This window comes from Vibrio sp., from assembly GCF_047973365.1.
Taxonomy (GTDB): domain Bacteria; phylum Pseudomonadota; class Gammaproteobacteria; order Enterobacterales; family Vibrionaceae; genus Vibrio.
Genome location: NZ_JBKEBW010000100.1, coordinates 21047 through 46243, shown reverse-complemented (window position 1 = coordinate 46243; position 25197 = coordinate 21047). Strand labels below are relative to the sequence as shown.

Sequence of the window (25197 nt, the reverse complement as noted above, 5' to 3'; positions counted from 1 at the left end):
TGTCTTACCGAGAAGCGAAGAACATCCGCTAGCCTTTGGTTACAGACAAGCTGAAAGAGGCAATAGACAAGCTTGATAAGGGAACCTCTCATATTGTCCATAGCGACCAGGGTTGGCAATACCAGCACAAGACTTACCAAAAGCTCCTTGTAGATAATGGGCTTCAACAAAGTATGTCGAGAAAAGGAAACTGTTTAGATAATTCAGTGGCTGAAAACTTCTTCGCTTTACTCAAAACAGAGATGTATCACGGTCAAAGCTTCACTGATGCTGATGAACTGATTGCAAATATCGAAGAATATATAGAGTATTACAATACAAAACGGATTAAGGTGAAATTTAAAGGCCTGACTCCGATAGAATATCGAAATCAGGCCTTGCAAGCCGCTTAACAGAAATGTCCAACTTTATGGGGTCACTTCAGACCGTGGGAACGAGAACTCTGTCTTTTTGAGCTTAACTGACAGACATTACAGCATCCGCTGACCCTTTACTTTTAAATTCAATTTGTTTTAAACAGGAGCAATTAAGCTTTGTTTTGTTGCAAATAGTTTAAAACTACTTGGTGATGATCTTTGGTTTTGAATTTATCAAACACGTGTTCAATCATGCCGTTTTCATCAATCAGAAAGCTGATACGGTGCAAGCCGTCATACACTTTCCCCAGAAACTTCTTACTTCCCCACACACCAAATTGCTCTGCTACTTGATGATCTTCGTCTGAAAGCAAAATGAAGTTGAGGTTATCACGAGCGATGAATTTACCGAGGCGAGCAACTGGGTCGATACTAACACCTAGCACGACAACATTCAGTGCGTTAAGTTCGGTTTGAATATCACGCATGCCTTGAGCCTGAACAGTACAACCCGGTGTCATTGCTTTTGGGTAAAAATAAAACAGGATTTTTTTGCCAGCAAAGTCAGACAGGGTAACTTGCTTGCCATCCTGATCTAAAAGTGAAAACGCCGGAGCCGGAGAACCGGCTTTTAAAGTGTTCATTATTCTTCCTTATTGACTGCTTTTTATAAAGTTAAGAGAACCTTGTACATCAAGTGTTGTGCAAAGTGCATCAAACTCTTCTTGAAGCTGCATCAGGTTATATTCCGCATCGACATGTGCGGTAATCGCAATGTGGAATTGATTCTTCTTGCGCTGCAATTTTTCTTTACTGATGGTTTGTGCACTGAGTGATGCTAAGCCAATATTACGCACGGCAAAAAACTGGGTGAATTGTTCGGTTAAGCCAATGCGGTCATCCGATTCCACATAAACTTCTACCACATAGTCATTCGATTGCTGATCTGGCGGCGAGGTTCTTTTCATCATAGTGATCAAATCTTGTTCCTGCCCGAGTAAAGGCAAAATTGTTTCCACTCGGGTAATGCTGTTCGCATTGCCTGATAACAGCATGATCAATGTGAATTCCTTTCCAAATAACGCAATGCGACTGTCTACGATATTACAGCCTGCCTGCGTGACTAGTTTCGCCACTTGGTTACAGATACCAGGGCGGTCAGTTCCTACTGCGGTGATCACAAGATGTTGAGTCATATTGATAATTCGCGTTGTTATTTTTTGGCATGTTAGCACAACTTTTCATTAAGTAACCCTATGTTGTGATGACTGTTTGATAGGTTAGTTGCAGTATAGAGACAATCTCCGCCAATATTGGCTAATTAAATATGACCGACCTCTAACAAGAGGAAGGATTGCTTATATACAATAGTCGATAAGACATAGAGTGGGCGAAAGCTCCAACATGTGATGAATATTCACTGATAAGCGGCATTTAGGCATTGTTAGCCTCTTGTGTTTTTCAACTGCCATGCAGTACCATGCAGGAAGCATTTATTTATGGAGATAGACATGTTTTCAGGAAGTATCGTAGCGTTAATTACACCTTTTACCCAAGATGGCGAAGTCGACTTTGTAAGTCTGAAAAAGCTTGTCGACTACCATGTTGATGCAGGTACCGATGCTATCGTTGCCGTGGGTACGACAGGTGAATCATCCACACTGACTATCGAAGAGCATGTTAAAGTTGTTGAAAAAGTGCTTGAGTACGCAGCGGGACGTATTCCTGTTATTGCTGGCACAGGAGCGAATGCGACTCATGAATCAATTACCTTCAGTCGTTTATTAAATAACACGGGTATTGCTGGCGTATTGAGTGTGACGCCATACTACAATAAGCCGACACAAGAAGGTCTTTACCAACATTACAAAGCGATTTCTGAACAGACGGAAGTTCCTATTATCCTTTACAACGTACCTGGACGTACTGCGGTTGATTTGAAACCTGAGACTGTTGCTCGTCTAGCGAAGTTGGACAACATCGTTGCACTGAAAGATGCGACTGGTGATTTAAGCCGTGTTGCACTTCATCGCGAACTTTGTGGTGATGATTTTGTTCTGCTCAGTGGTGATGATGCGACAGGTTTAGAGTTTATCAAACTTGGTGGTAAGGGGGTTATTTCTGTAACCAATAACGTCGCAGCGGCTGACATGGCCAATATGACTCACCTTGCGTTAGAAGGCAAATTTGACCAAGCAGAGGAAATTAACCAACGTTTGATGCCTTTGCATAAAAATCTGTTTGTCGAATCAAGCCCAATCCCTGTGAAATGGGCTGCTCACAAGTTAGGTTTGATCTCTTTTGGTGATCTACGTCTACCTTTAACACCTCTTTCTGAACAAGCTCGCCCAGTTGTTGCCCAAGCGATGACCGAAGCCTGTATTTTTTAAGGCGCTTTCCATACAATGCCGGGGTGTGTATACACCTCGGTGCATTTTAGGAGTTTCAATGAAGTTTACGCGTCAGCTAGTTATAAGTTCACTAGCTGTTTTGGTTTTAAGTGCATGTTCCAATTCAACTCATCGCCGCCAAGCCAAAGATGATTTTACCTACCTAGAGACGAAAAGCTTCAGTGAGTGGCAGCTAACCGAAGGAGCTGCTCCAGAGTTTTACCCAAATTTTGAAATCCCACAAGGCAACTATCACGGTGGTGTAGGCTCTGCTGTTGATGTTCGCCCGCCGCAACAAGTTTTGGAATTAATTCCTGGTGCACGAGCAGAACGTCAAAAAGGTGAAATTTCACTGTGGATGGTTCGTAAAGAAGAAGCGGATAAAGTTTGGGATACGGTTTTAAAGGTTATTGCTGAACGCAAAATCAAAACGGTTTCTCAAACCTCTGATCGAGTTGAAACTGACTGGGTGTCTTGGGTTACAGAAGATGAAGATGTTGAATTAGGTGCCCGTTACCAAGTAATACGTGTTGAAGCCAATAACCGCTATGGATTTAAGGTCTCACTGATCGATTGGCGTGAAGATGGCAAACAGATGCCAGTTTCAACCACCAATAAAGAGCGTTACAACGCGCTGATGACCAATTTAGTGACAACTCGCTATGATCTTGACGCGCGAGAAGAAGCTGCTCGTAAAGCGCAGGAGTTAGTGAAACAAATCCCTATTTCTATGGGTGCAGACCGTAGTGGTCTACCGGTTATCATTGCTCGTTCACCGTACGATGTGCTTTGGCCTCGTCTACCGAATATCTTGCCTCGTATGGGCTTCACGATCGAAGAACGTAGTCAGTCGCAAGGTACTGTCAAAGCGAAATATGCAGCTCCGGATGATGACTTCTGGCAAGAGATCGGCGTACAACCGATTGAGCTTAAATCAGGCACTTATACTTTCTTATTTGGTGACTTGGGTAACCGTACATCGATTAACGTTACGGACTCGTCAGGTAAACCAGTAGAAGAAGAACTGTTGAAAGATATGGTGCCAGTGCTGGCTGCTGTTATTGATAAAAAATAATATCAATTGGATAAAATAAAGGACGCATGTGCGTCCTTTATTGTTTGTGGTGTTCTTCGTTGTGGTGTTGCTTATCAAGCTCATTCAGTTTATCTAAATCGCTTTTCTTCTTCTCTTGACCGTATTTCATATTTGCCGTGTATTTCAACGCAGCGATATTACCGATCACGACACTGATAATGATTATTGAGATGACCCAAGGGTTAAAAAGAAACTCTATCATGCTGGTTGCCGTTAGCGTGTACTGATATTAATGACGTATTGATTGTAAATCTTAGGCAGCAGTTGCTGCACGCACTCTTTACCCAAAATGGGCGCAGTATCCAGTTGTGCCGCAAGTTGCTCCAAAGTCAGCGCTTGCAGGCAACTTTTAGCGGTACTTTGGTGGCTAATATGCCATGGTTCAAAAGCCACGCCAGAGCCATTTGAAGGGTACGGAAAGAAAAAGCCAAATTCAGCTAAGTGATCTTTTAGCCAAAGATAGAAGTTATGCTGGTGGTCTTGTAAGTATTCCCAAGGTTCAAGTTGCAAGCCGCCTTCTTTGGGCAGCGAGTTTCTATCAAACACATCAAAATCTGTCCCCCAATGATGACGACTCGCACCAGGCAGCGCTGACCAACGCAAAATAGCCAGCACTTTTTGCTCGTCACTTAACGTGTCTGTTGAGATTGGTCGGCTGTTTTGATCAAGAACGGCAGCTTCACCAGACATTTTTCTATTCCAAATATCTAGCTGGCGTCCAAAGGAACGAAAGCCGCTGGCAATATTTAGGTTAAAGCCATCTCTATCTGCTGCCTCTTTGAGTGACAGCAAATCATCCCTAACTCCTGGATGAACGAAAAACATTTTTTGCCCAATCAGAACTTCGGTTAAATGGGATTGGTGTTTGCCTGTTAATTGCTCAGCGGTCATGCTCACGCGAATTGTTTCTCCATCACGCAAAAAGATTCTCCATCACGCAAAAAGATTCTCCATCACGCAAAAAGATTCTCCATCACGCAAAAAGATTCTCCATCACGCTAAAAGATTCTCCAGCGTTTTTTGGTACATGTCGCTCAACAGCTCAAGATCATGGACGCTAACGCATTCGTTCACTTTGTGGATTGTCGCGTTGACGGGGCCAAGCTCTACCACTTGTGCGCCCATTTGAGCAATAAAACGACCATCAGAAGTCCCCCCCGTCGTCAGTAGTTGCGGTTGTTGATGATTCACTTCGTTTACTGCTTTAACTACCGCATCGAGTAGTTCACCGGCATCGGTTAAAAATGGCAGGCCATTCAGTGTCCAGCGTAAATTGTAATCTAAGCCGTGAGCATCAAGCGTTGAGTGAACTCGGCGTTGAATTTCTTCAGCGGTTAATTCTGTACTAAAGCGCAAATTGAATTGGACATTAAACTCACCGGGAATGACATTCGATGCTCCCGTTCCTGCACTCACGTTCGGAATTTGAAAGCTGGTTGGCGGGAAGTAGTCGTTACCGTCATCCCATTTCATCGATGCAAGTTCAGCAAGAGCGGGAAGAGCTTGATGCACTGGGTTATTGGCGAGGTGAGGGTAGGCAACATGGCCTTGAACACCCTTAATCGTGATGTCACCAGTAATGGATCCTCGACGACCATTTTTCACCACATCGCCGACTTTTAATGTGCTTGATGGCTCGCCCACAATACACATATCAATCATTTCATTGCGCTCGACTAAGGTATCGACAACGCGAGTGGTACCATTAATGAACGGCCCTTCTTCATCGGAAGTAATCAAAAAGCCGATTGAACCTTTGTGGTTCGGGTTTTCAGCAAGAAAGCGTTCAACAGCCACAATCATACAAGCCAAAGAACCTTTCATATCGGCTGCTCCGCGACCATGCAGGTGGTCATCGATAACCGTAGGTTCAAAAGGTGGTGTATGCCATTGTTCCATTTTGCCTGCGGGAACGACATCCGTGTGCCCTGCGAAGGTAAACAGTGGTGCTTGCGTACCTTTGCGAGCCCAGAAGTTAGTTGTGTCTTCGAACACCATCGATTCGATTTCAAACCCCAATGCTTTTAAGCGCTGAATCATCAAATCTTGGCAACCTGCATCTAAAGGCGTTACTGATTGGCGGCTGATTAAATCTTTTGCGAGAGCCAAAACAGGGCTATCTGTCATCCTTGAAATCCTTGTTAAAAAAGAAATTGTGTAAAATTATTTGCAGAAAATAGCCGCGTAGTTTGCTGCGCTGAAACCTATTTCTAGTTTGTCGTTATAGCGAATAATAGGACGTTTTATCATCGCAGGTTGTTCTACCAGCAAAGCAATTGCGTTTTGTTGATTCAAACTGTCTTTTTGCTCTTGGCCAAGCTGGCGATAGGTGGTTCCTCGTTTGTTTAATACGTTTTCCCAGCCAAGAAATTGGCAAAACTCTGTGACCAATTCAGCATCAATACCTTGTTTGCGGTAATCATGAAACTGGTATGCGACACCTTCGGCTTCCAGCCATCGCCGAGCTTTCTTAATCGTGTCGCAGTTTGGTATGCCATACATCATTATCATTATTTTTCCCTTACTTTCCCTCTGCCCTGAACCGTCCAGTTTATTGGAGATAGCTTTTTTGCTAACGATAGTTTTTTGCTAATGATAGCTTTTCGCGGTTCGAAAAATGGCTGAATTATTTATTGTTTGCCAAATCCTAACAGGAAGACACTGTCGTGACAAAAGGCTTCGTAAGAATAAAAAGCGGTTTGATTTGGATTGTATTGAAAAGTTATTGATCAAACGCAACACGTTGCGAGGTAAAAAAGAAATAATGAGCCTTGTATTGATGAGGAGGTATCAATGGAATTGAGTCCTGTTTTTGCAAGGCGCTTATATTTAGCTTTGTTAGTGGAAAGCATTGAACGGCCGAATGTGCCGAAACTTATTGAGAAAACGGGCTGGCCTCGTCGCACTATTCAGGATGTGATTAAAGCACTTCCGGGCATAGGTATTGAACTCATGTTTGTTCAAGACGGTAGACGTCACAATGATGGTTACTACCAATTATCCGACTGGGGACCATTCGACAGCCAATGGGTTTTTGACCGCAAAAATGATATTGCGGCAAGTTTAGGATTTTAAAGCCAGCTTTGCTGGCTTTTTCTCTATCTATTCGTTAGTAAATAAGCAGTTAGTAAATAAACCAATAGGCGATGAATCCTATCCAGCTTATTGCTAGTAGTATCCAGGGTAATCGGTTTGAAGTGTTGTCCACTGTTTCAAAATCATTAAACTGTTGTGAGTTTTGCATTTCTGAACCGGATTGCTTAGTTTTCAAAACCTTTTTACGCGCTTTATCTGCTTGACGACTTTTCTCTTTCTGCTGTTTTTTGTATAGCGCAATGCCTTTTTCTATGCCTTGAGCAATGAGTTTTGTTTGTTCTTTGGTTTGTCCTGGTTTCTGTACAGCTTTGGCCATTGCCATCGCTTGTTGTTGTGTTTGTTGTGAAGGAATTATTTTCTGGGTCATAAGCAATAAATCTGTATTGATCAATGTTATTTATAGGGTAACACGATAGACTTTTTATGCATTGTGATAAGCGAAAGGAATGTTAAATCGATGAAATCATTACTTGCTGTTGCACTTATCGTTTCTGTTCCTGTTTATGGTTGGTTGCTAGGTGACAAGCCACAACCAACCGTGGCTGAACATGTCAAACTAAAATCTTCCGCTGACATTATGACAGAGTTGCAACAGCAGTTAAGAGCTGACCCAAATCAAGCTGATTTGTGGTTTCAATTGGGGCAAGGATATCTTTTTGAACAAGATTTTTCTGCCGCAACAACATGCTTTGACTACGCGATTCGATTATCTGAGTCGCCGAGCGCAAATCAGTTGTCGGGTAAAGCCAGCGCTATATATTACCAAAATAAGCAGCGTTTGACACCTGAAATAGAAGCCTTATTGACTCGAGCTTTATCGTTGGACGCAAACAATTTGGCCGCATTAACGCTTTTGGCGAGTGACCATTTTATTAGTTTTCGTTATCAGCAAGCTATCGATCTTTGGGTACAAATACTGGATTCAAATCAACCTGAGGTTGATCGCCGTAAAACCGTTGTTTTATTAAATCAAGCAAAGGCCTTACTTGAAGGTCGTCGCTCTTAAAATATGATTTTTTCTCCTTGATGGGAGTCTTGCTGCAAATAAAAATGCCGACCTGTTGTGGTCGGCATTTGTCATTTTCAGAGGCGTGCAAGCTTAGTACTGCGCTTCACGTTTCTTAGCGGCTTCATCCCATTGTGGAACAAGTGTTTTAAGGAAATGTTCTTTCTCTTGACGCATTTGCTCTGGATCGAGTCCTACCGCTTTTTGCGCTGCTTCTTTGGTTGAGATATCAGGAATCTTCACCGGTTCTGTAATGCCTTTTGTCGCAAGTAGGCGAGCAAGTTTGGTACGAGCATCCGCTGCTCGGTCAATTGCTGTTCCTAGAACTTCAAGAGCGACTTCTGGTGCATGCATGTGTACACCGTGAGAAGCAATGGCATAGTCCCAACGCCATTGTGCGTGACGGATATCTTGCAGGATATCTTTCATTTCAGCTTCTGTCGCACCTGCTTTCCAAGCTGCTCCGGCTTCAAAATGAGCGGCTACAATTTGTTTCTCTGCGGTTAGCTTCATCTTTTGAACTTGTTGTTTACGGCTAGAAACAATATCACGCAGTTGTTGTTTTGTTTGTGTATGACATTGTGCACAGGTGTCTTCAAAACGGTCAAATGGGTTGCCCACTTTATGATCGGTGAATACTGTGCCATCTTCGTTGGTCACTTTCGGCATATGACAGTCTACACAAGTAATGTTGTTTTTACCGTGGATGCCTTCACGCCAAGTTTCATATCCAGGGTGCTGAGCTTTAAGCATTGGTGCTTTAGAGATATTATGTGTCCAATCACTAAAACCGATTGAGTCGTAATATTGCTCCATTTCGTCAACCGTTGTGCCTTCGTCCCAAGGGAACTTCACCGCATTGTTCTTATCTTTAACGAAATAGTATTCAACGTGACATTGACCACAAACAGATGCCTGTTTATCCAGGCGAGACTGATTCTCGAAAGGTTTATCGATAGCATCAAATGCACGTTTAACATGCGGACGAGTTTGAGCCAGAGCCGGTTCGCCGTTTTTGAACTCTTCACTTGCCGTATTATGACAGTCTGAACAACCAATAGGATTGACGATTTCAGCGCCTAGGCGAGCCCATTTACCGGCAAAATAACCATCTTCACCGCGCTCATCAATAACGCGTGCTACGTCAGGACCTTTACAGGTCCAGCAAGCCATTGGCATCGGACCTGAGTTTTCGTCAGTTGGACCACCGGTACGCAGGATGTTACGCACATCTTCCACCGCGTAAAAGTGACCGCGTGCTTTGTTGTATTCTCTTGAAAAACCGTACCCACCCCACAATACAACCATATTTGGGTCTTCAGCTAGTGCATCTGTGTTATCTGTACTTTCAGAAGTTGCTTTCCAAGTTTTGTATTGATCAGGGTTATTCTGCTCAAACACTTGGTTGCGTGGTTCGATTCTCTGTTTTTCAGGTGCAGCTATGCTTGCGGTACTCCAGGTTGAGCCCACAGTTAATAGTAAAGCTGCAGCGGAACCTAATATCCAGTGCATATTTTTCACAATATTATCTCCATAATTCTGTTTTTATAGACAGCGTTGTGAACTGGCTTTTTTAAAAAATAAGAATTAGAGAACTTGATTTATTTTAGATGAGCTTAATCAGTGGTGTAACTCAGGGTTAAATAATTATTGTCTTAGATCAATTTATACTGGTGATCTAGATCTCGCCACATCATTAATACCTCTTTGGTGGTATTTTTGTATTTATTTATAATTGGTAATTATTATCATTAATTATTTTTTTTGTTTTAAATAGAGTGATTTATATCAACTTTTATTTAAAATTAGACTTCCTTAGGACAAATCTGAATATATAATACCCCTTATAGCGTTGTGGCTTTCTAATTAATAAGAATTGAATTCATTGAGTGTTGTTTTTATTAAACAATACAATAAATTTATTTTTAGCCTTTATTTATCTATTTGGTGAATAATGGGTTTAAGGAAAGAATAATATGGGCAATTTCAAATTGGCCATAGTCATAATGCTGAAATCCGTTCTCGCATTTTGTCTCTATGGTTATTCTCTTTATGCTGTTGCTGACGATCCGGTTATTGAAAAGTCAGTTACACGCCATGAAGTGACATTTATCCGTGATAAAGATTACAAATGTACTCAATGTCACAAAGACTCCAAAGAAACCTTATTGGGTTCTCATGGTGAAGACTCGCACCAAACTTTAGGTCGAGATATCAACTGTACTGAATGCCACAATAATATTGGTCCAGATCACCGCGACGGCGCTCCTCTTGTTACTAAATTTTCTAGCGCACAATCTCAACAAGGGACAGAAAAAGTTCAGCTAAGTCCAGAGGCTATATTGCAAGCGAATAGTCAATGTACGGATTGTCATACCCCTGAAGATTTACGCAAAAATAGTTGGACACATGACGTTCACGCGAAGAATTTGACCTGTTCGAATTGTCACAATGTGCATGATGTCAAAGGCAAAGTGTTGGGGCTTGATCATAAGAGTCAAATTCAACTGTGTGTGGACTGCCACTCTGACTTTAACTACTTAAAAGAGGAGAGGTAACATGAGTTGTTCAAGACGCAGTTTTTTAACCAACACGAGTGCACTGATCTTCACTACTGGTGTTGTTGGTAGTGCCACTTTGCATAGTGGGAAAACACTTGCCAAGGTTGAGGATGTAGGCAATAAGCGTTATGGCATGCTACATGATGAGACCGCATGTATTGGTTGTACGGCGTGTACTGAGGCCTGCCGTGAAGTAAACAAAGTGCCCGAGGGTGTTACCCGCTTAGCCATTATACGTAGTGAGCCACAAGGACAATTTCCAGACGTGGATTACCGCTTTACCCGTAAATCTTGTCAACATTGTGATAATGCACCGTGTACTTATGTGTGCCCAACAGGTGCTGCATATAAAGATGAAAAAACGGGTATTGTTGAAGTCAACGGAGACAAATGCGTTGGTTGTGGTTACTGTTTGGCTGCTTGTCCTTACCAAGTTCGCTTCTTTAACCCAGTAACGAAATCCGCCGATAAGTGTAACTTCTGCCGAGACACCAATTTGGCGCAAGGAAAACAGCCTGCGTGTGTTGAATCTTGTCCAACCAAAGCTTTGGTATTTGGCGATCTTAACGATCCGCAAAGTGAAATTAACCAAATGATTAACACGCATACCGTTTATCGCGACAAAGTGCATTTGGGTACTGAACCTAAGTTGTACAAAGTGCCACACCAGAAAGGGGAGATTTAATTATGAGTGGATGGGAAAATGCGTTCCATTTTGACTCGCTGGTCTGGGATTGGATTATTGCTATTTACCTATTTCTGGCGGGTATGTCAGCAGGCGCTGTGATGATTTCACTTTATTTAAAGCGTAAAGTGATTGAAGGCGACCCTGCTAATAACGGCATTTTGAAAGCGACGGCATGGCTAGCACCATTCGGCATTATTGCTGGTTTGACCATCTTGATTTTCCACTTAACCAAGCCTTGGGCATTCTGGAAAATCATGTTGTTCTATAACACCACATCAGTCATGTCTATGGGGGTTATCCTGTTCCAGGTTTACATGGTGGTGCTGTTTATTTGGATTGGTATTTTATTCCGCAATCCGATAATCCATTTTGCCGAAGGAAAACTCAAACTGCCAGGTAAGTTGTTGAATTGGGTTGATGGTTTGCTGCTTAAGTTCGGTAAAGTGAGCAATGGCATAGAATTAGTGCTCGGCATACTGGCTATTATGCTCGCCGCTTATACTGGATTCTTATTGTCGGCGCTGAAAACGTATCCGATGTTGAACAACCCTGTGCTGCCAATTCTGTTTTTATTCTCTAGTTTGTCATCAGGCGCTGCTGCTTGCTTGTTGTTTGGCATATTAGTGTTTAAAGAATCGGCGCATAGCACGAGTGTCAGTTGGATTCACAACTTTGAACGCCCTGTGGTTTTGTTTGAACTTTTTGTATTAGTGACGTTTTTCACCGGTCTTATTTTTGGCGGTGGTCAAGGTCAAGCTGCGGCCTGGAATGCAATCGGAAGTGGTTTCTGGGCTACTTGGTTTTGGTTTGGTGTGATCACTATGGGGATGCTGTTGCCATTGGTGTTAAATGCGTTGGTTCCTAAGAGCTTAAAACATTCTGCTGTGTTCATTTTCGCTGTTACCGCGTTAAGTTTGATTGGTGTGTTGATGTTGCGTACCTTTATCTTATATGCAGGACAAATGACGGTTGTATAAATGAGTTGGATAGGTGAATTGGGGCTAGCTAGCGTTATTTTTGCGGTCGTTTTAGCCTCGTTACAAAGCATCTACTACGTCTACTCTCGCTGGTATCGTCATCTTGGCGATACTAGCATTACTTTATCAACGCGTTTAATTGCCTTTCTCTCACTCATTAGTTTTTCTGCTTTAGCGGTTTGTTTTTTAACCGATCAATTTACTTTTGCCTATGTAGCAGCAAATTCCAACTCTCAGTTGCCAACTCCTTATAAACTGGCAGCAGCTTGGGGCGGGCATCAGGGGTCAATGCTGTTCTGGGTTGTCACTCTGAGTTCGTGGTCTGCAATGATGAGTTTTGCTAAAGGTTGGCGAAAAAGCTACCAGCAAGATGTGTTGTGGATTATGGGGCTGCTGACCATGGCATTTGGTTGGTTTACTCTACTTGGGTCGAATCCATTTGAGTATGCTTCTCTATATGTTGAAGAAGGGCGTGATTTAAATCCTATGCTGCAAGATATAGGGCTTATTGTTCATCCGCCATTACTTTATTTAGGTTATATCGGTTACTCAACCGTGTTAGCTTTTGCTTGTGCAGCGTTATTACAACAAGAGTATTTTGATGATTGGGTTGTACTCGCTAAGCCTTGGGCAATCAGTGCTTGGATATTTTTGAGCTCGGGCATTATTTTAGGTTCTTGGTGGGCATATAAAGAGCTAGGTTGGGGCGGCTGGTGGTTTTGGGATCCAGTAGAAAATGCTTCACTGCTTCCTTGGTTGACTGGAACCGCATTACTTCACTCATTAGTGGCTACTGAGCGTTTTCGTTTGTTTCCTCAATGGTCGATTTCTCTGTCATTTATATCTTTCAGCCTGAGTATTCTTGGTACGTTTATTGTTCGGTCTGGCATTTTAACCTCCGTTCATGCTTTTTCCGTTAGCCCTGGTAAAGGTATTGCTCTGCTAGGCATTTTCTCACTTTTGCTTTTTGGCTGCTTTTTATTGTTGATCTTTCGTGGTGAAAAAATTGAAAAGGCCAATCTTGTTACACCGTTAAGTCGTGGCTATCTGCTATTGGTTGCTCTCGGTGTGTTTACTCTTACGGCTTTTATTGTATTCCTCGGTACTTTTTATCCTATGGTTTATGAGCTGCTGAAATTAGGCAACATTTCAGTCGGCGCTCCTTATTTCAATACATTTATTGCGCCCATTGCCTCTATCAGCTTGTTGTTTATCGGTATGGTTCCGCTACTGAAGTGGCGTAAAGGGGCGCTGGTTAACAGACGCCAAATCGCGATGTTCATTGTGTTATCGGTATTTATCAGTAGCTTGCTGTATCACCTTCAAATTGATGATTTCAATATTTCAATCTGGTTAGTATGGTGTTTGGCGAGCTGGGTTGCTGTTACTCACATTCGGTATGTTTGGCATAAAAAGCAACGCGCCTTATTTATGGCATTGGCGCATATTGGGTTTACTGTTAGTGTCGTTGGTGCAGTGATGAATGCTGAGTACTCCTTTGAGATGAACCGACGTTTAGAGCCGGGAAGTGTTGTACAGTTTTCGGGCTGGAAATTGTCGTACCTGGATACACATTGGTATAACGGTGCAAACTACACCGCTGAACAAGGTGAGATGGAGTTTAGCAATACAAAAGGTCAACGCTTCGTGTTAACACCCGAGCGTAGGCATTACCCAGTTCGCGTTATGAATATGAGTGAACCCGCGATCCAAACCTTCTGGCATGGTGATTATTACGTTACATTAGGTGAAAAAGTTTCTCACACGGCTTATGCGGTGAAAATTCAATATAAGGCTTATATCTGGTGGGTTTGGCTTGGTGTTTTTATTGCAATGACGGGAGGTGCTGTTCAACTTATGTTTTCTATTGGTTCAAAAGTAGCTAACGATGATTAATGAAGTAAAAGCTAATAAAACAAAAATTCGTCGCTTGTGTTTGCTGTTTATCCTCGTGGTGGTTTTTGTCGGCGTACTTATCTCGGGGCTTATAAATCAGAGCGTGCCATCAGAACAAGTGAGTACGGTGCAAGCTTTCCCGACATTTTCTATTCAGAGCTTATTACAGCCAGAGCAAAAGTTGGACTTGTCGGTATTCTCAGCGCCTTACCAACTGGTTAATGTGTGGGCATCATGGTGTGGCATCTGTAAGGGTGAGAATGCGTTTTTACTTTCGTTGCAAAAACAAGGTGTCCCGATTATTGGATTGAATTATCGCGATAGTGTTGGATCTGCAACACAATACCTAGCTCATTTAGGCAACCCATATCAACACGTTATCTATGATGCTAATGGTGCTTTGGCGTTAGATATCGGAGTGATAGGGACCCCGGAAACTTATCTGGTAAACAGCCAGGGAAGCATAATTAAAAAGTTTTCAGGGGAGTTAACCGATTCGGTTTGGCAAGCGTCCTTTTCTGACTACTTTATTCATTCGGAGCAATAACGTGGGATTTCATCATCTGTTAAGTATGGCGGTTTTGGTTCTTGCCGTTCTGTTAACAAACATGACGCCAGCACAAGCAAATGTTCAGAGTGAGTTTATCTCTGCCGATAAACAGCGAGTAGCAGAAGTTGAGTTATTTGAATTCGATGACCCTCTGGTACAAAAAAAAGCGATTTCTTTAGCCAAACAGTTGCGTTGTCCGCAATGCCAAAATCAAAATTTAGTCGAGTCTAACTCACCGATTGCCCAAGATCTGAAGTTAGTGGTATTTAAGATGATGAATGAGGGAAAAAGTGAGCAACAGGTGATTGACTATATGACTGAACGATTTGGTGATTTTGTCCTTTATAAACCCAAATTATCATTGGCAAATGCTCTTCTCTGGGGGCTGCCTTTCCTCTGTGCGGTGATCTTTTTTCTGCTATCATTGCTGCGTATTAGACGTTCAACCGCTAATTAAACTTGCTTTCAAGTGCCTGTTTTGTATCGGTCATAATCGTTATTAACTCATGATCATGGTCAACATGGATAATTTATTTTAAATTACACTAAGCCCATAACCACTGAGCATAAATGAATAGTGAGGACTTTTTATGTCAATGTCACAGACTGCAATTCTGCCGGAAGCAGGTCCATTTGCACTCTATACCCTTTTGAAAATTCACCAGAATCACGCTCGTGTTCTAAAGCAGCTTCAAGCGTTACCCGCAAAAATTGCCGACCTTAACGCGAATCAACCAGGGGCTGCGTTAACTCTCTCTGTGTCTTTTACTAAAGCTTTCTGGCAACAGCTTGATGCATCTATGCCGGAAGAGCTGATCGATTTTCAACCACTGGGTGAAGGCAAAATTGTTGCGCCAAGTACCGATGTCGATGTGCTTATTCATTGTCATTCAACTCGCCACGATCTGCTGTTCTACGTTTTACGCACATTCCTAGCTGAAACGGTTGAAGATGTGACAGTGGTTGATGAGACTTACAGCTTCCGTTATCTGGATGCGCGTGATATGACGGGCTTTATTGATGGAACTGAAAATCCGAAAGATGAAAAACGTCAAGAAGTTGCACTTATCGCTGATGGTGAATTCGCTGGTGGTAGCTATGTGTTGCTACAACGTTTTGTGCATGATCTGCCGGCGTGGAATCGGTTGAATATTTCAGCTCAAGAAAAAGTGATTGGTCGTACCAAACCCGATTCTATTGAATTGGATGATGTGCCCGCCGCTTCTCACGTCGGTCGTGTTGATATCAAAGAACAAGGTAAAGGCTTGAAGATCCTCCGTCACAGTTTACCTTATGGTACGGTGAGTGGTGAACATGGTTTACTCTTTATCTCGTATTGTCATACATTGCATAACATGAAAGTGATGTTAGAAAGCATGTACGGTGTGACCGATGGTAAAACAGATCAACTGCTTCGTTTCACTCATGCCGTGACTGGGGCGTACTTCTTTGCTCCTTCTCAAAAAATGCTGGCGAGCCTGTCACTAAAGGCATAAATCACTAAACAGTATTAAAAGCACTAAATTTCAAAGCCGGACACTATGTCCGGTTTTTGTTATGTCCGGTTTTTGTTTTTAGTCAAACGGTGACTAAAGAAAATCCACACGCCACCGATATAGCTAACAGAATGATTCAGCAATAGGTGATCACGTCTGTATGGCGATAACGGTAAACACAAATGTTTCAGCTTTAGTTGCCCAGAGACATTTGAGCTCAGCAACAGAAATGCTTAGCCAATCTTTAGAGCGTTTGTCTTCGGGTAAGAAGATAAACAGTGCTAAAGATGATGCGGCAGGATTGCAAATATCGAATCGTCTGGAAACTCAGATGCGCGGACTTGATGTCGCTGTGCGCAATGCCAATGATGGTGTTTCCATCATGCAGACCGCGGAAGGTGCAATGCAAGAAAGCACTAACTTACTGCAACGTATGCGTGACTTATCCCTTCAATCGGCCAATGGCTCCAACAGCAAAGCGGAGAGAAGTGCTTTACAAGAAGAAATGGTCGCTTTGAACGATGAATTGAACAGAATTGCTGAAACAACCTCTTTTGGTGGTCGAAAACTACTCAATGGTAGCTTTGGTAAATCTTCTTTTCAGATAGGTGCAAGTTCTGGTGAAGCGGTTCAGTTGTCGCTGAAAAACATGCGTTCTGACAGTGTTGATATGGGTGGCTTTAGCTATGTGGGGCGTCGTGTACTTGATGAACAATGGCAAGTTACGAGCGGCAATAGTCAATTAGTCATTCATTACCTTGATACCAGTGGTCAAGATGCTTCAATCCAAATTCATGCCAAACAGGGTGATGATATCGAAGAGCTGGCAACTTACATCAATGGGCAGACGGATGCAGTATCAGCATCGGTCAATGAAAATGGTCAATTGCAGATCTTTATGGCCGGAAAAGAGACGTCAGGCACTTTATCATTCAGTGGCAATTTAGCCGATGAGCTTCAAATGGATCTCAAAGGCTATGAATCAGTCAATGACTTAGATATTGGTAGTGTCGGTGGTGCTCAACGAGCTGTCTCGGTGTTAGATACTGCATTGCAATATGTTGATAGCCATCGCGCCGAGTTAGGTGCTCTGCAAAATCGTTTTTCACACGCAATCAATAACCTGGATAACGTGCATGAAAATTTGGCTGCTTCTAATAGTCGGATTAAAGATGCCGACTACGCGAAAGAAACAACGCAAATGATTAAGCAGCAGATCCTGCAACAAGTGAGTACATCGATTTTGGCTCAAGCGAAGAAGCAGCCTAATTTGGCTTTATCTTTATTGGGTTAAGCTTGCAATCAAAGCCTAATCAACCTAAGCAAAAAGAAAACTGAGGTTTATCGACGTGGTTGGGTAAATCTTTAATAAGAAAATAACTTAATTTACATTTTTAACGCTTTCGTTACGTTTAAGTCGCCAAACGAAGTTTTTTTAAAAAAATGAAAAAATTTTCTAAAGGTTTTCGAATAAGAGCCGTTATAGAAAGTAACTTTGAGAGAACTACTTGGTTTTCCGAGACGTCGGAAACCTGAATTACCGGAAAATCAATTGGAGAAATAATCATGGCAGTGAATGTAAATACAAACGTATCAGCAATGACAGCTCAACGTTACCTAAACGGTGCAACTAGCGCACAACAAACGTCTATGGAGCGTCTATCGTCTGGTTCAAAAATCAACAGCGCAAAAGATGATGCAGCTGGTCTACAAATCTCTAACCGTTTGAACGTTCAAAGCCGTGGCTTAGACGTAGCAGTACGCAACGCGAATGATGGTATTTCGATTGCTCAAACTGCTGAAGGTGCGATGAATGAAACCACTAACATTCTACAACGTATGCGTGACTTGTCACTACAATCAACTAACGGTTCAAACTCTAAGTCTGAGCGCGTAGCGATTCAAGAAGAAGTATCTGCACTTAACGACGAACTAAACCGTATCGCAGAAACCACTTCTTTCGGTGGTAACAAGCTACTAAACGGCACGTTCGCAACTAAGTCATTCCAAATCGGTGCTGACTCAGGTGAAGCGGTAATGTTGAGCTTAAACAACATGCGTAGCGACAACGCTAAGATGGGTGGTGTTAGCTACCAAGCTACTGAAGGCAAAGATAAGAACTGGGGCGTACAATCAGGTGCAAATGACCTAACTATGTCTTTCACTGATAAAGCTGGTCAAGAGCAAACTATCAGCATCACAGCAAAAACTGGTGATGATATCGAAGAACTTGCAACTTACATCAACGGTCAAACAGACACAGTTAAAGCGTCTGTAAGCGAAGATGGTAAACTACAAGTATTCGCAGGTACTGACAAGTTAGATGGCGAAGTTGCATTTGGTGGCTCTCTTGCTGGTGAATTAGGTTTAGGTTCTGCTGAAGGTAAAGCGGTAACAGTTAATGCTATCGACGTAACATCAGTAGGTGGCGCTCAAGAATCTGTTGCTATCATCGACTCAGCGTTGAAATTTGTAGATAGCCACCGTGCACAACTAGGTGCTTTCCAAAACCGTTTCAACCATGCAATCAGTAACTTAGACAACATTAACGAAAACGTGAATGCTTCTAAGGGTCGTATCAAAGACACTGACTTCGCGAAAGAAACAACGGCACTAACTAAGTCGCAAATTCTTTCTCAAGCATCGAGCACAGTGTTGGCACAAGCTAAACAAGCTCCAAACGCAGCGCTTAGCCTATTAGGTTAATCCGCTTCCAGATGAAAAAATCCAGCTTAGGCTGGATTTTTTTCATTTTAATTTATTGATTTGCTTATTAATTCTTCATTTGTTTAATTGTTTTGCGTAAAAGTTATATTTTTTCTCTAAAGGTTATTAATTCTTCGCCGTTACAGATTACGAGAGAAATGAGGTGTACCGGAGAGAGGTGAGAGACTCGAAGGTATATCAACAATCTGCCTAAGGAGATCAATATGGCAATAAGTGTGAACACGAATGTCGCGGGGATGACTGCGCAGCGATATTTGAACAATGCAGCAGACGGTACGCAAAAATCGATGGAGCGTTTGTCTTCGGGTTACCGAATCAACAGCGCAAAAGATGATGCCGCAGGTCTACAAATTTCAAACCGTTTAACTTCTCAAAGCCGTGGTTTAGACATGGCGGTAAGAAATGCGAACGATGGTATCTCTATTGCACAAACGGCTGAAGGTGCAATGAATGAAACTACCAATATCCTTCAACGTATGCGTGACCTTTCTTTGCAATCTTCTAATGGCTCTAACTCTCGTTCTGAGCGTTTAGCGATTCAAGAAGAAGTGTCTGCACTTAATGACGAATTAAACCGTATTGCTGAAACAACATCATTTGGTGGTAATAAACTACTGAATGGTTCTTTCGGCAGCAAATCTTTCCAAATTGGTGCCGATTCAGGTGAAGCAGTCGCTTTATCTATGAGTAACATGCGTTCAGATACGACCGACATGGGTGGTAAAGCTTACCGTGCTCAAGAAGGTAAAGCGGCAGATTGGAAAGTAGGCGAAGCGAAAGATTTAACGCTAAACTACACCGATAAACAAGGTGATGCTCGTGAGGTGACTATCTCCGCAAGAGCTGGTGATGACCTTGAAGAAGTTGCCACTTACATTAACGGTCAAAATGACGATATCAGAGCATCAGTCGGAGAAGGTGGCAAACTACAACTTTTTGCAGCAACGCAGAAAGTTCAAGGCGACGTGACTATCGGCGGTGATCTTGGTGCTGAGATCGGTTTTGGTGAAGCTCAAGCGATGACCGTAAAAGACATTGATGTATCAACGGTTGGTGGCTCTCAAGAAGCCATTTCTGTTATCGACGGTGCGTTGAAAGCAGTGGATAGCGAGCGTGCTTCACTAGGTGCATTCCAAAACCGTTTTGGTCATGCAATCAGCAACCTAGAGAACATTAACGAAAACGTGAATGCATCACGTAGTCGAATTAAAGATACTGACTACGCGCGCGAAACCACTGCAATGACAAAATCGCAAATTTTACAACAAGCGAGTACGTCGGTATTGGCGCAAGCGAAGCAGTCACCATCTGCGGCTCTTAGCTTATTAGGCTAACCCATTTAGCTATTTGAGCTTTATAGGTAGCATAATTTAGAACCTCTAAGGTGGAAGGGAGATTGTTATGGAAGTACCATTATACACATCGAACGTCCAGCCTTTCGGCTCACAAAGTGGCATCAAATTTGCTTCAAAAAATGAAAGCGTAAGTAACGTTTCTACTTTGAAAAAGGAAGAACGACCAGTCGAAAGCTCAGAGAAAATCAATGAGCGTATTTCGGATCAACTGGAGAAGACCAAGCAACAGTCGGTCGAGGCAGCAATAGAGCGTTCTCGAGAACGTGAAAAGCTGAATGAAGAACGACGAGCTAAAATGGTAGAACAAGTTAGCAATTTCGTTAACTCTATCAATAAAGGGTTATCTTTCAGAGTTGATGAAGAATCGGGTCGGGATGTTGTAACGGTGTATGAAGCCTCAACAGGTGACATTATCCGTCAAATTCCTGAAGAAGAAATGCTTGAAGTATTACGGCGTCTTTCCCGACAGCAGGACCATAAATCGGGCTTATTGTCGGCTAAGGTGTAAATGTATTTTTGAGGTGGTTGAATGAGTTTAGGCCCAATGGGTATGAACACTGGCTTTGATATCAATTCAATGGTCAGCAAAATTGTTAATTCAGAGCGTGTTCCCAAACAGCAACGAATTGACAATGAGCGCGTTGGTATTGATACCAGTATTAGTGCCTATGGTCGACTCAGAGAGTCGTTGGATACGATGAAAAATCTGATGGCGAGTTTTCGTCAGGAGAAAGCATTTGCAGTTCGTTCTGTGGATACTTCTGATGATAAATCTGTTGTCGCGACAGCAACCACTGATGCCATTGCTGGTAAATACTCAGTAGATGTGTTGCAGCTTGCCCAAAGCCATAAAATTGCGTCGAACGTGCTTCCACAAGACGCAAAATTTGGCCCGGGTAAGCTGCAAATTTCTTTGGGTAACAAAAGCTTTAATGTTGAAGTAAAACCCCAGTCCAAACTTATCGATATTGTTCGCGGTATTAACGGTGAAAAAAGTAACCCAGGCGTCCGTGCGTCGGTCATCAACGATGTGGACGGTCCGCGTTTAATCGTTGCATCTAACCTTTCTGGTGAAGAAAACCGAGTCACGATCTCGGCACAAGCTCAGGAGGGAGATGCTCTTAAATCTCTCGAATACAAAACATTAGAAGACCGTGTAAAAGATCTTGAAAAGGCGCGATCTTCAGCACAGCAATTGATTGCCCCTCTCACCCCTGAGCAGCAAAAAGTTGCCGCTAAAGTGGCGGAAAAAATTGGCAATGCGGCGAGAGAAATCGATGAATCCGTTGCCGCTCAAGTTCAGCAAGTGGCGCAAGACAGTAATCAACCTGTTGGCGATAGCAATGAACTGTCCGATTCTGCGGTGAAAGCTGCGGCAAAAGCAGGGGCCGATGCTAACAAATACTTGAAACCAGAAGAGCGTATTCCTGGTTGGACAGAAACGGCATCCGGTACTTTGCTCGATTCTTACTATGAGCCTGAAGCAGAACTTGATGATAAAGCGATAGATAAATCCAAAGACGTTCCGGGTTGGACAAATACCGCGTCAGGGACTCTGGTTGATTCCTATGTGACCCCAAAAGAAGCGCAAGAAGCGCTTGATCGCAAATTGGCGCAAGAGAAAGCAAATATTCGTTCTGCGGTGCAAAATGGCGACATGACACCGGACGAAGCTAAAGCGCTTGAACGTGCCAAGCTGACTGCAGAAGAGCGCGAATTACTCGAGAAAGTTGAATCGGTGAACGACCAACTGAAAGCGGCGCAAGATTCGTTTGATGCCTATACCGGTATGACAGAGGTGCAAGCGGCGCAAGACTCATTGGTTATGCTCGATGGTGTTGCCAAACTATCAAGCAAAAACAATGTGATTGAAAATGCGATTGAAGGTGTCGACTTAACTTTAAAAGGTAAGACTGACCGAAATCAGCAGCCTACTGAAATTGATATCCAATACGACCGAAACAGTGTTCGTCAAGATATTGAGCAATTCGTGAACGCATATAACCAGTTTTATCAGGTCGCCAAAGAACTTTCGGGGGTTGATCCTCGGACGGGGGAGGCTGGTCCTCTGGCTGGAGATAGTGTGGTTCGCAGTGCTGATTCTCGTCTGAAGTCGGTATTTTCTAGCAAAATAGAGCAGGCCCCTGAAACGTTACAAAGCTTGACGGAATTTGGGATTACCACCACACGCCAAGGGACGATGGAAATCAATTATGATATGCTCGATCGTCAATTAAATAACAACTTCACTAAACTGGGCGACTTTTTTGGTGGTAATCAAGGCTTTGCGAAAAAAGTTGAAGATGCTATTCAAGGTATGACGGGTGTTACTGGTGTTATTCGTAACCGTGAGAAGACACTTACAGAGCGAAATTACCGTCTTAATGATGACCAAGAAGCCCTCGATCGCAGAATGGATAGCTTGGAGAAACGTACTTTTGACAAGTTTTCTGCAATGCAAGATGTCACAGGTAAAATGCAGTCTCAGTTAGCTGGGATGATGAATGCTCTAGGCTAATATGATGGAAGAGCAATTGAAAGAACTCAGTGATGTTGATAATCAAATTAAAGATTTATTGGCACCTGACGATATAGATATTGAAGAAGTTATTCAACTTGTCGATATTAGAGAGCGACTGTTGCAGGTGCTATTGACTCAAGTGTCAGAAAATCCAGCATTAGGGCGCACTCAACATTGGCAAGAGGCAATTAAAGATACACAACAACTTGTTGAACTGATGCAGTCAAAAATCCTGCTAATCGGTAAAAATTTACAGAAATTCCGTCACGGTAATAAATCAGTTCAGCAATACAAAAAGTTTTTATAAAGAGGAAGACTATGCGTGGTTCTTTGCAGGCGTACAAAAAAGTATCAGTGGATAGCCAGCTAAGTGCGGCCTCACCGCATAAAATTGTACAGATGTTAATGGCTGGCGCGATTGAACGTTTGATTCAAGGCAAGGCAGCAATGCTACAGGGCAATATCCCTGTTAAAGGCGAGCGCTTCGGCAAAGCTTTGGATATCATTATTAGCTTACGTAGCTGCTTATCAATGGATGACGGTGGCGATATTGCACAGAACCTCGATCAGTTGTATGAATTTATGATCACGCAAATTGCGGCTGCGAACCATCAAAACGATCCACAAATTGTGGATGATGTTATCGATATTATTCGTGAAATTAAATCGGCTTGGGATCAAATTCCTGCGGAATACCATAATCTGACATCAAATGACGTAGGTTTGTAAGTTAACTCTGAAAGTTTTAACAGAGCTCACACCTCCTAATTGCTTGGTTGCCTTATTTTTTTTATCACATAAAATAGAAGCCATTAGATAGCCTAATGGCTTTTTTTGTTGCTGATTTTTACAAATTGACTATCGTATATTTAGCGCTACTTAAAAGACTAATTCAGATGAATAACGATTTTATTGTGTAAAACATCCAACTTTCCAGATTGAAGGCAAATATTCTCACCTATGCAAGGTTTAACAAAATTGCTTGTGATTGAAGACGACCCGTCAGTTCGTCTTAATCTCAGTATCATATTAGAATTTGTAGGAGAGCAGTGTGAGGTAATTGAGTCTTCGCTGGCTGATCAAATTAATTGGTCGGCAACGTGGACAGGATGCATTCTTGGGTCGTTGAAAGATCGCAAGTTATCAGAATCATTATCTGCAGTGCTGGCCAGCGCAAATCACATTCCGCTTTTATTGGCCGATAAACAGCCTTATTCTTTGGAAGAATTTCCTCAGTTTGTGGGTGAGTTGGAGTTCCCGCTCAACTATCAACAATTAAGTGAAGCTCTTCGTCACTGTAAAGCGTTTTTAGGTCGTCAGGGCATTAACGTTGTTGCCTCTGATCGTAAGAATACCTTATTTCGCAGCTTAGTCGGGCAGAGTAACGGTATCCAAGAAGTTCGCCATTTGATTGAACAAGTTTCTGCTACAGAAGCTAACGTATTGATCTTAGGTGAGTCGGGGACCGGTAAAGAAGTTGTCGCAAGAAACATTCATTACCATTCACCGCGTAGAAGTGGGCCATTTGTACCGATTAACTGTGGTGCAATTCCTGCCGATCTATTGGAAAGTGAACTGTTTGGTCACGAAAAGGGTGCATTTACTGGAGCCATCACTGCTCGTAAAGGTCGCTTTGAACTGGCTGAAGGCGGTACATTGTTCCTCGATGAAATCGGTGACATGCCGATGGCGATGCAGGTTAAATTGCTGCGTGTGCTGCAGGAGCGTTGCTTTGAACGTGTTGGCGGCAACAGCACTATTAAAGCGAATGTGCGAATTATTGCTGCGACACATCGTAATTTGGAAAGCATGATTGACGAACAGCGTTTCCGTGAAGACCTGTATTATCGCCTCAATGTTTTTCCAATCGAAATGCCTTCGCTTAAAGAGCGCAAAGAAGACATTCCTCTGTTGCTACGAGAATTAATGACTCGTATGGAAGCGGAAGGGGCTCAGCCTATCTGTTATACACCCAGAGCAATCAACTCCCTGATGGAACATGATTGGCCTGGTAACGTACGTGAACTAGCAAACCTCGTTGAGCGTATGGTTATCCTATACCCAAACAGCCTAGTGGATGTAAACCATCTGCCTACTAAGTATCGTTATAGCGATATTCCTGAGTTTCAACCTGAGCCAAGTCGTTTTAGTTCTGTGGAAGATCAGGAGCGTGATGCTTTGGACAGTATATTCTCCGAAGATTTTTGCATGGAGGATAGAGATAACTTTTCTGATGTGGATGTGCCGCAAGCTTTACCACCAGAAGGGGTTAATCTGAAAGAGCTATTGGCTGACCTGGAAGTAAGTCTGATTAACCAAGCGTTAGAAGCGCAGAGCGGTGTCGTTGCACGCGCCGCAGATATGCTAGGTATGCGCAGAACCACCCTGGTTGAGAAGATGCGTAAATACAATATGCAGCGTTAATCAATGATAAGTTGAGTGATACCATTCAGAAAAACTTTCTGATCAGTGAATGGGTGTC

The 25197-nt window shown here is 42.7% G+C and carries 28 protein-coding genes; 20 read left to right on the top strand and 8 right to left on the bottom strand.

Annotation, left to right across the window (positions count from 1 at the left end; all coding sequences use genetic code 11):
- Positions 1-35 precede the first annotated feature (35 nt).
- The gene (locus ACK5MF_RS13315; RefSeq protein ID WP_416922979.1) at positions 36-392 is read left to right on the top strand and encodes a transposase; all 357 of its coding nucleotides are present in this window, start codon (positions 36-38) and stop codon (positions 390-392) included.
- Positions 393-526: 134 nt separating this feature from the next.
- Here the strand turns inward: ACK5MF_RS13315 and bcp are convergent, their stop codons facing one another.
- Both bcp and ACK5MF_RS13305 read right to left on the bottom strand, forming a co-directional pair.
- Positions 527-1000: a thioredoxin-dependent thiol peroxidase gene (gene bcp, locus ACK5MF_RS13310; protein ID WP_416922977.1), complete on the bottom strand. Its 474-nt coding sequence runs from the start codon at positions 998-1000 to the stop codon at positions 527-529.
- Positions 1001-1009: 9 nt separating this feature from the next.
- Positions 1010-1552, bottom strand: coding sequence for a glycine cleavage system protein R (locus ACK5MF_RS13305; RefSeq protein ID WP_416922975.1), 543 nt, complete (start codon positions 1550-1552; stop codon positions 1010-1012).
- A 315-nt stretch (positions 1553-1867) separates the two neighbouring features.
- Between ACK5MF_RS13305 and dapA the strand changes: the two genes are divergently transcribed.
- Together dapA and bamC are read left to right on the top strand one after the other, a co-directional pair.
- Positions 1868-2746 (top strand): 4-hydroxy-tetrahydrodipicolinate synthase, encoded by an 879-nt coding sequence (gene dapA, locus ACK5MF_RS13300; protein WP_416922973.1) that lies wholly within the window; start codon positions 1868-1870, stop codon positions 2744-2746.
- 58 nt (positions 2747-2804) lie between these two features.
- Positions 2805-3821: an outer membrane protein assembly factor BamC gene (gene bamC, locus ACK5MF_RS13295; protein WP_416922971.1), complete on the top strand. Its 1017-nt coding sequence runs from the start codon at positions 2805-2807 to the stop codon at positions 3819-3821.
- A 37-nt stretch (positions 3822-3858) separates the two neighbouring features.
- Here the strand turns inward: bamC and ACK5MF_RS13290 are convergent, their stop codons facing one another.
- From ACK5MF_RS13290 to ACK5MF_RS13275, 4 genes are all read right to left on the bottom strand, one after another.
- Positions 3859-4044, bottom strand: a complete 186-nt coding sequence (locus ACK5MF_RS13290; protein WP_416922969.1) for a DUF2897 family protein — start codon at positions 4042-4044, stop codon at positions 3859-3861.
- 11 nt (positions 4045-4055) lie between these two features.
- Positions 4056-4733: a M15 family metallopeptidase gene (locus tag ACK5MF_RS13285; protein WP_416922989.1), complete on the bottom strand. Its 678-nt coding sequence runs from the start codon at positions 4731-4733 to the stop codon at positions 4056-4058.
- A gap of 102 nt (positions 4734-4835) precedes the next feature.
- Positions 4836-5969 carry a succinyl-diaminopimelate desuccinylase gene (gene dapE, locus ACK5MF_RS13280; protein WP_416922967.1) on the bottom strand — a complete coding sequence of 378 codons (1134 nt, stop codon included), beginning with the start codon at positions 5967-5969 and terminating at the stop codon, positions 4836-4838.
- A 36-nt stretch (positions 5970-6005) separates the two neighbouring features.
- Positions 6006-6356, bottom strand: coding sequence for an ArsC family reductase (locus ACK5MF_RS13275; RefSeq protein WP_416922987.1), 351 nt, complete (start codon positions 6354-6356; stop codon positions 6006-6008).
- A gap of 279 nt (positions 6357-6635) precedes the next feature.
- Between ACK5MF_RS13275 and ACK5MF_RS13270 the strand changes: the two genes are divergently transcribed.
- Positions 6636-6917 carry a winged helix-turn-helix domain-containing protein gene (locus tag ACK5MF_RS13270; RefSeq protein ID WP_416922965.1) on the top strand — a complete coding sequence of 94 codons (282 nt, stop codon included), beginning with the start codon at positions 6636-6638 and terminating at the stop codon, positions 6915-6917.
- 49 nt (positions 6918-6966) lie between these two features.
- Here the strand turns inward: ACK5MF_RS13270 and ACK5MF_RS13265 are convergent, their stop codons facing one another.
- The gene (locus tag ACK5MF_RS13265) at positions 6967-7305 is read right to left on the bottom strand and encodes a DUF2956 domain-containing protein (protein ID WP_416922985.1); all 339 of its coding nucleotides are present in this window, start codon (positions 7303-7305) and stop codon (positions 6967-6969) included.
- Positions 7306-7395: 90 nt separating this feature from the next.
- Between ACK5MF_RS13265 and ACK5MF_RS13260 the strand changes: the two genes are divergently transcribed.
- Positions 7396-7944, top strand: a complete 549-nt coding sequence (locus ACK5MF_RS13260; RefSeq protein ID WP_416922963.1) for a nitrite reductase — start codon at positions 7396-7398, stop codon at positions 7942-7944.
- A gap of 93 nt (positions 7945-8037) precedes the next feature.
- On the opposite strand, the gene nrfA is transcribed toward ACK5MF_RS13260, so the two are convergent.
- A complete protein-coding gene (gene nrfA, locus ACK5MF_RS13255; RefSeq protein WP_416922983.1) occupies positions 8038-9456 on the bottom strand; it encodes an ammonia-forming nitrite reductase cytochrome c552 subunit in 1419 nt (472 codons plus the stop codon).
- A gap of 464 nt (positions 9457-9920) precedes the next feature.
- On the opposite strand from nrfA, the gene nrfB reads away from it, so the two are divergent.
- The 15 genes from nrfB (at position 9921) to ACK5MF_RS13180 (ending at position 25139) form a co-directional block, all read left to right on the top strand.
- Entirely contained in the window at positions 9921-10502 is a 582-nt protein-coding gene (gene nrfB, locus ACK5MF_RS13250; RefSeq protein WP_416922961.1) for a cytochrome c nitrite reductase pentaheme subunit, read from the top strand.
- Position 10503: 1 nt separating this feature from the next.
- On the top strand, positions 10504-11190 hold the full coding sequence (gene nrfC, locus ACK5MF_RS13245; protein WP_416922959.1) for a cytochrome c nitrite reductase Fe-S protein: 687 nt from the start codon (positions 10504-10506) through the stop codon (positions 11188-11190).
- 2 nt (positions 11191-11192) lie between these two features.
- A complete protein-coding gene (nrfD, locus tag ACK5MF_RS13240) occupies positions 11193-12170 on the top strand; it encodes a cytochrome c nitrite reductase subunit NrfD (RefSeq protein ID WP_416922957.1) in 978 nt (325 codons plus the stop codon).
- Positions 12171-14066, top strand: a complete 1896-nt coding sequence (locus ACK5MF_RS13235; RefSeq protein WP_416922955.1) for a heme lyase CcmF/NrfE family subunit — start codon at positions 12171-12173, stop codon at positions 14064-14066.
- On the top strand, positions 14059-14613 hold the full coding sequence (locus ACK5MF_RS13230) for a DsbE family thiol:disulfide interchange protein (RefSeq protein WP_416922953.1): 555 nt from the start codon (positions 14059-14061) through the stop codon (positions 14611-14613). The genes ACK5MF_RS13235 and ACK5MF_RS13230 overlap by 8 nt, the downstream gene beginning before the upstream one ends.
- Before the next feature lies 1 nt (position 14614).
- On the top strand, positions 14615-15073 hold the full coding sequence (locus tag ACK5MF_RS13225; RefSeq protein WP_416922951.1) for a cytochrome c-type biogenesis protein: 459 nt from the start codon (positions 14615-14617) through the stop codon (positions 15071-15073).
- A gap of 133 nt (positions 15074-15206) precedes the next feature.
- Entirely contained in the window at positions 15207-16112 is a 906-nt protein-coding gene (locus ACK5MF_RS13220; RefSeq protein WP_416922949.1) for a Dyp-type peroxidase, read from the top strand.
- Between the two features lie 160 nt (positions 16113-16272).
- Positions 16273-17406, top strand: a complete 1134-nt coding sequence (locus tag ACK5MF_RS13215; RefSeq protein WP_416922947.1) for a flagellin — start codon at positions 16273-16275, stop codon at positions 17404-17406.
- A 272-nt stretch (positions 17407-17678) separates the two neighbouring features.
- The gene (locus ACK5MF_RS13210) at positions 17679-18818 is read left to right on the top strand and encodes a flagellin (protein WP_416922945.1); all 1140 of its coding nucleotides are present in this window, start codon (positions 17679-17681) and stop codon (positions 18816-18818) included.
- A 224-nt stretch (positions 18819-19042) separates the two neighbouring features.
- Positions 19043-20173 (top strand): flagellin, encoded by a 1131-nt coding sequence (locus tag ACK5MF_RS13205; RefSeq protein ID WP_416922943.1) that lies wholly within the window; start codon positions 19043-19045, stop codon positions 20171-20173.
- Between the two features lie 67 nt (positions 20174-20240).
- A complete protein-coding gene (gene flaG / locus ACK5MF_RS13200) occupies positions 20241-20702 on the top strand; it encodes a flagellar protein FlaG (protein ID WP_416922941.1) in 462 nt (153 codons plus the stop codon).
- A gap of 21 nt (positions 20703-20723) precedes the next feature.
- Complete coding sequence (gene fliD / locus ACK5MF_RS13195; RefSeq protein WP_416922939.1) at positions 20724-22712, top strand: flagellar filament capping protein FliD; 1989 nt, start codon at positions 20724-20726, stop codon at positions 22710-22712.
- 4 nt (positions 22713-22716) lie between these two features.
- A complete protein-coding gene (locus ACK5MF_RS13190) occupies positions 22717-23022 on the top strand; it encodes a flagellar protein FliT (RefSeq protein WP_416922937.1) in 306 nt (101 codons plus the stop codon).
- 11 nt (positions 23023-23033) lie between these two features.
- Entirely contained in the window at positions 23034-23444 is a 411-nt protein-coding gene (gene fliS / locus ACK5MF_RS13185; protein WP_416922935.1) for a flagellar export chaperone FliS, read from the top strand.
- A gap of 231 nt (positions 23445-23675) precedes the next feature.
- On the top strand, positions 23676-25139 hold the full coding sequence (locus ACK5MF_RS13180) for a sigma-54 dependent transcriptional regulator (protein ID WP_416922933.1): 1464 nt from the start codon (positions 23676-23678) through the stop codon (positions 25137-25139).
- The last annotated feature ends 58 nt before the right edge of the window (positions 25140-25197 follow it).

Coding starts and splice junctions, on each gene's coding strand:
- ACK5MF_RS13290 (WP_416922969.1), bottom strand. CDS start 4,044: ATGATAGAGTTTCTTTTTAACCCTTGGGTCATCTCAATAATCATTATC.
- flaG (WP_416922941.1), top strand. CDS start 20,241: ATGGAAGTACCATTATACACATCGAACGTCCAGCCTTTCGGCTCACAA.
- ACK5MF_RS13285 (WP_416922989.1), bottom strand. CDS start 4,733: ATGACCGCTGAGCAATTAACAGGCAAACACCAATCCCATTTAACCGAA.
- ACK5MF_RS13265 (WP_416922985.1), bottom strand. CDS start 7,305: ATGACCCAGAAAATAATTCCTTCACAACAAACACAACAACAAGCGATG.
- ACK5MF_RS13180 (WP_416922933.1), top strand. CDS start 23,676: ATGCAAGGTTTAACAAAATTGCTTGTGATTGAAGACGACCCGTCAGTT.
- fliD (WP_416922939.1), top strand. CDS start 20,724: ATGAGTTTAGGCCCAATGGGTATGAACACTGGCTTTGATATCAATTCA.
- nrfB (WP_416922961.1), top strand. CDS start 9,921: ATGGGCAATTTCAAATTGGCCATAGTCATAATGCTGAAATCCGTTCTC.
- bcp (WP_416922977.1), bottom strand. CDS start 1,000: ATGAACACTTTAAAAGCCGGTTCTCCGGCTCCGGCGTTTTCACTTTTA.
- bamC (WP_416922971.1), top strand. CDS start 2,805: ATGAAGTTTACGCGTCAGCTAGTTATAAGTTCACTAGCTGTTTTGGTT.
- fliS (WP_416922935.1), top strand. CDS start 23,034: ATGCGTGGTTCTTTGCAGGCGTACAAAAAAGTATCAGTGGATAGCCAG.
- ACK5MF_RS13205 (WP_416922943.1), top strand. CDS start 19,043: ATGGCAATAAGTGTGAACACGAATGTCGCGGGGATGACTGCGCAGCGA.
- dapE (WP_416922967.1), bottom strand. CDS start 5,969: ATGACAGATAGCCCTGTTTTGGCTCTCGCAAAAGATTTAATCAGCCGC.
- ACK5MF_RS13215 (WP_416922947.1), top strand. CDS start 16,273: ATGGCGATAACGGTAAACACAAATGTTTCAGCTTTAGTTGCCCAGAGA.
- nrfC (WP_416922959.1), top strand. CDS start 10,504: ATGAGTTGTTCAAGACGCAGTTTTTTAACCAACACGAGTGCACTGATC.
- ACK5MF_RS13230 (WP_416922953.1), top strand. CDS start 14,059: ATGATTAATGAAGTAAAAGCTAATAAAACAAAAATTCGTCGCTTGTGT.
- ACK5MF_RS13190 (WP_416922937.1), top strand. CDS start 22,717: ATGGAAGAGCAATTGAAAGAACTCAGTGATGTTGATAATCAAATTAAA.
- ACK5MF_RS13220 (WP_416922949.1), top strand. CDS start 15,207: ATGTCAATGTCACAGACTGCAATTCTGCCGGAAGCAGGTCCATTTGCA.
- ACK5MF_RS13305 (WP_416922975.1), bottom strand. CDS start 1,552: ATGACTCAACATCTTGTGATCACCGCAGTAGGAACTGACCGCCCTGGT.
- dapA (WP_416922973.1), top strand. CDS start 1,868: ATGTTTTCAGGAAGTATCGTAGCGTTAATTACACCTTTTACCCAAGAT.
- nrfA (WP_416922983.1), bottom strand. CDS start 9,456: ATGCACTGGATATTAGGTTCCGCTGCAGCTTTACTATTAACTGTGGGC.
- ACK5MF_RS13210 (WP_416922945.1), top strand. CDS start 17,679: ATGGCAGTGAATGTAAATACAAACGTATCAGCAATGACAGCTCAACGT.
- ACK5MF_RS13235 (WP_416922955.1), top strand. CDS start 12,171: ATGAGTTGGATAGGTGAATTGGGGCTAGCTAGCGTTATTTTTGCGGTC.
- ACK5MF_RS13260 (WP_416922963.1), top strand. CDS start 7,396: ATGAAATCATTACTTGCTGTTGCACTTATCGTTTCTGTTCCTGTTTAT.
- ACK5MF_RS13270 (WP_416922965.1), top strand. CDS start 6,636: ATGGAATTGAGTCCTGTTTTTGCAAGGCGCTTATATTTAGCTTTGTTA.
- nrfD (WP_416922957.1), top strand. CDS start 11,193: ATGAGTGGATGGGAAAATGCGTTCCATTTTGACTCGCTGGTCTGGGAT.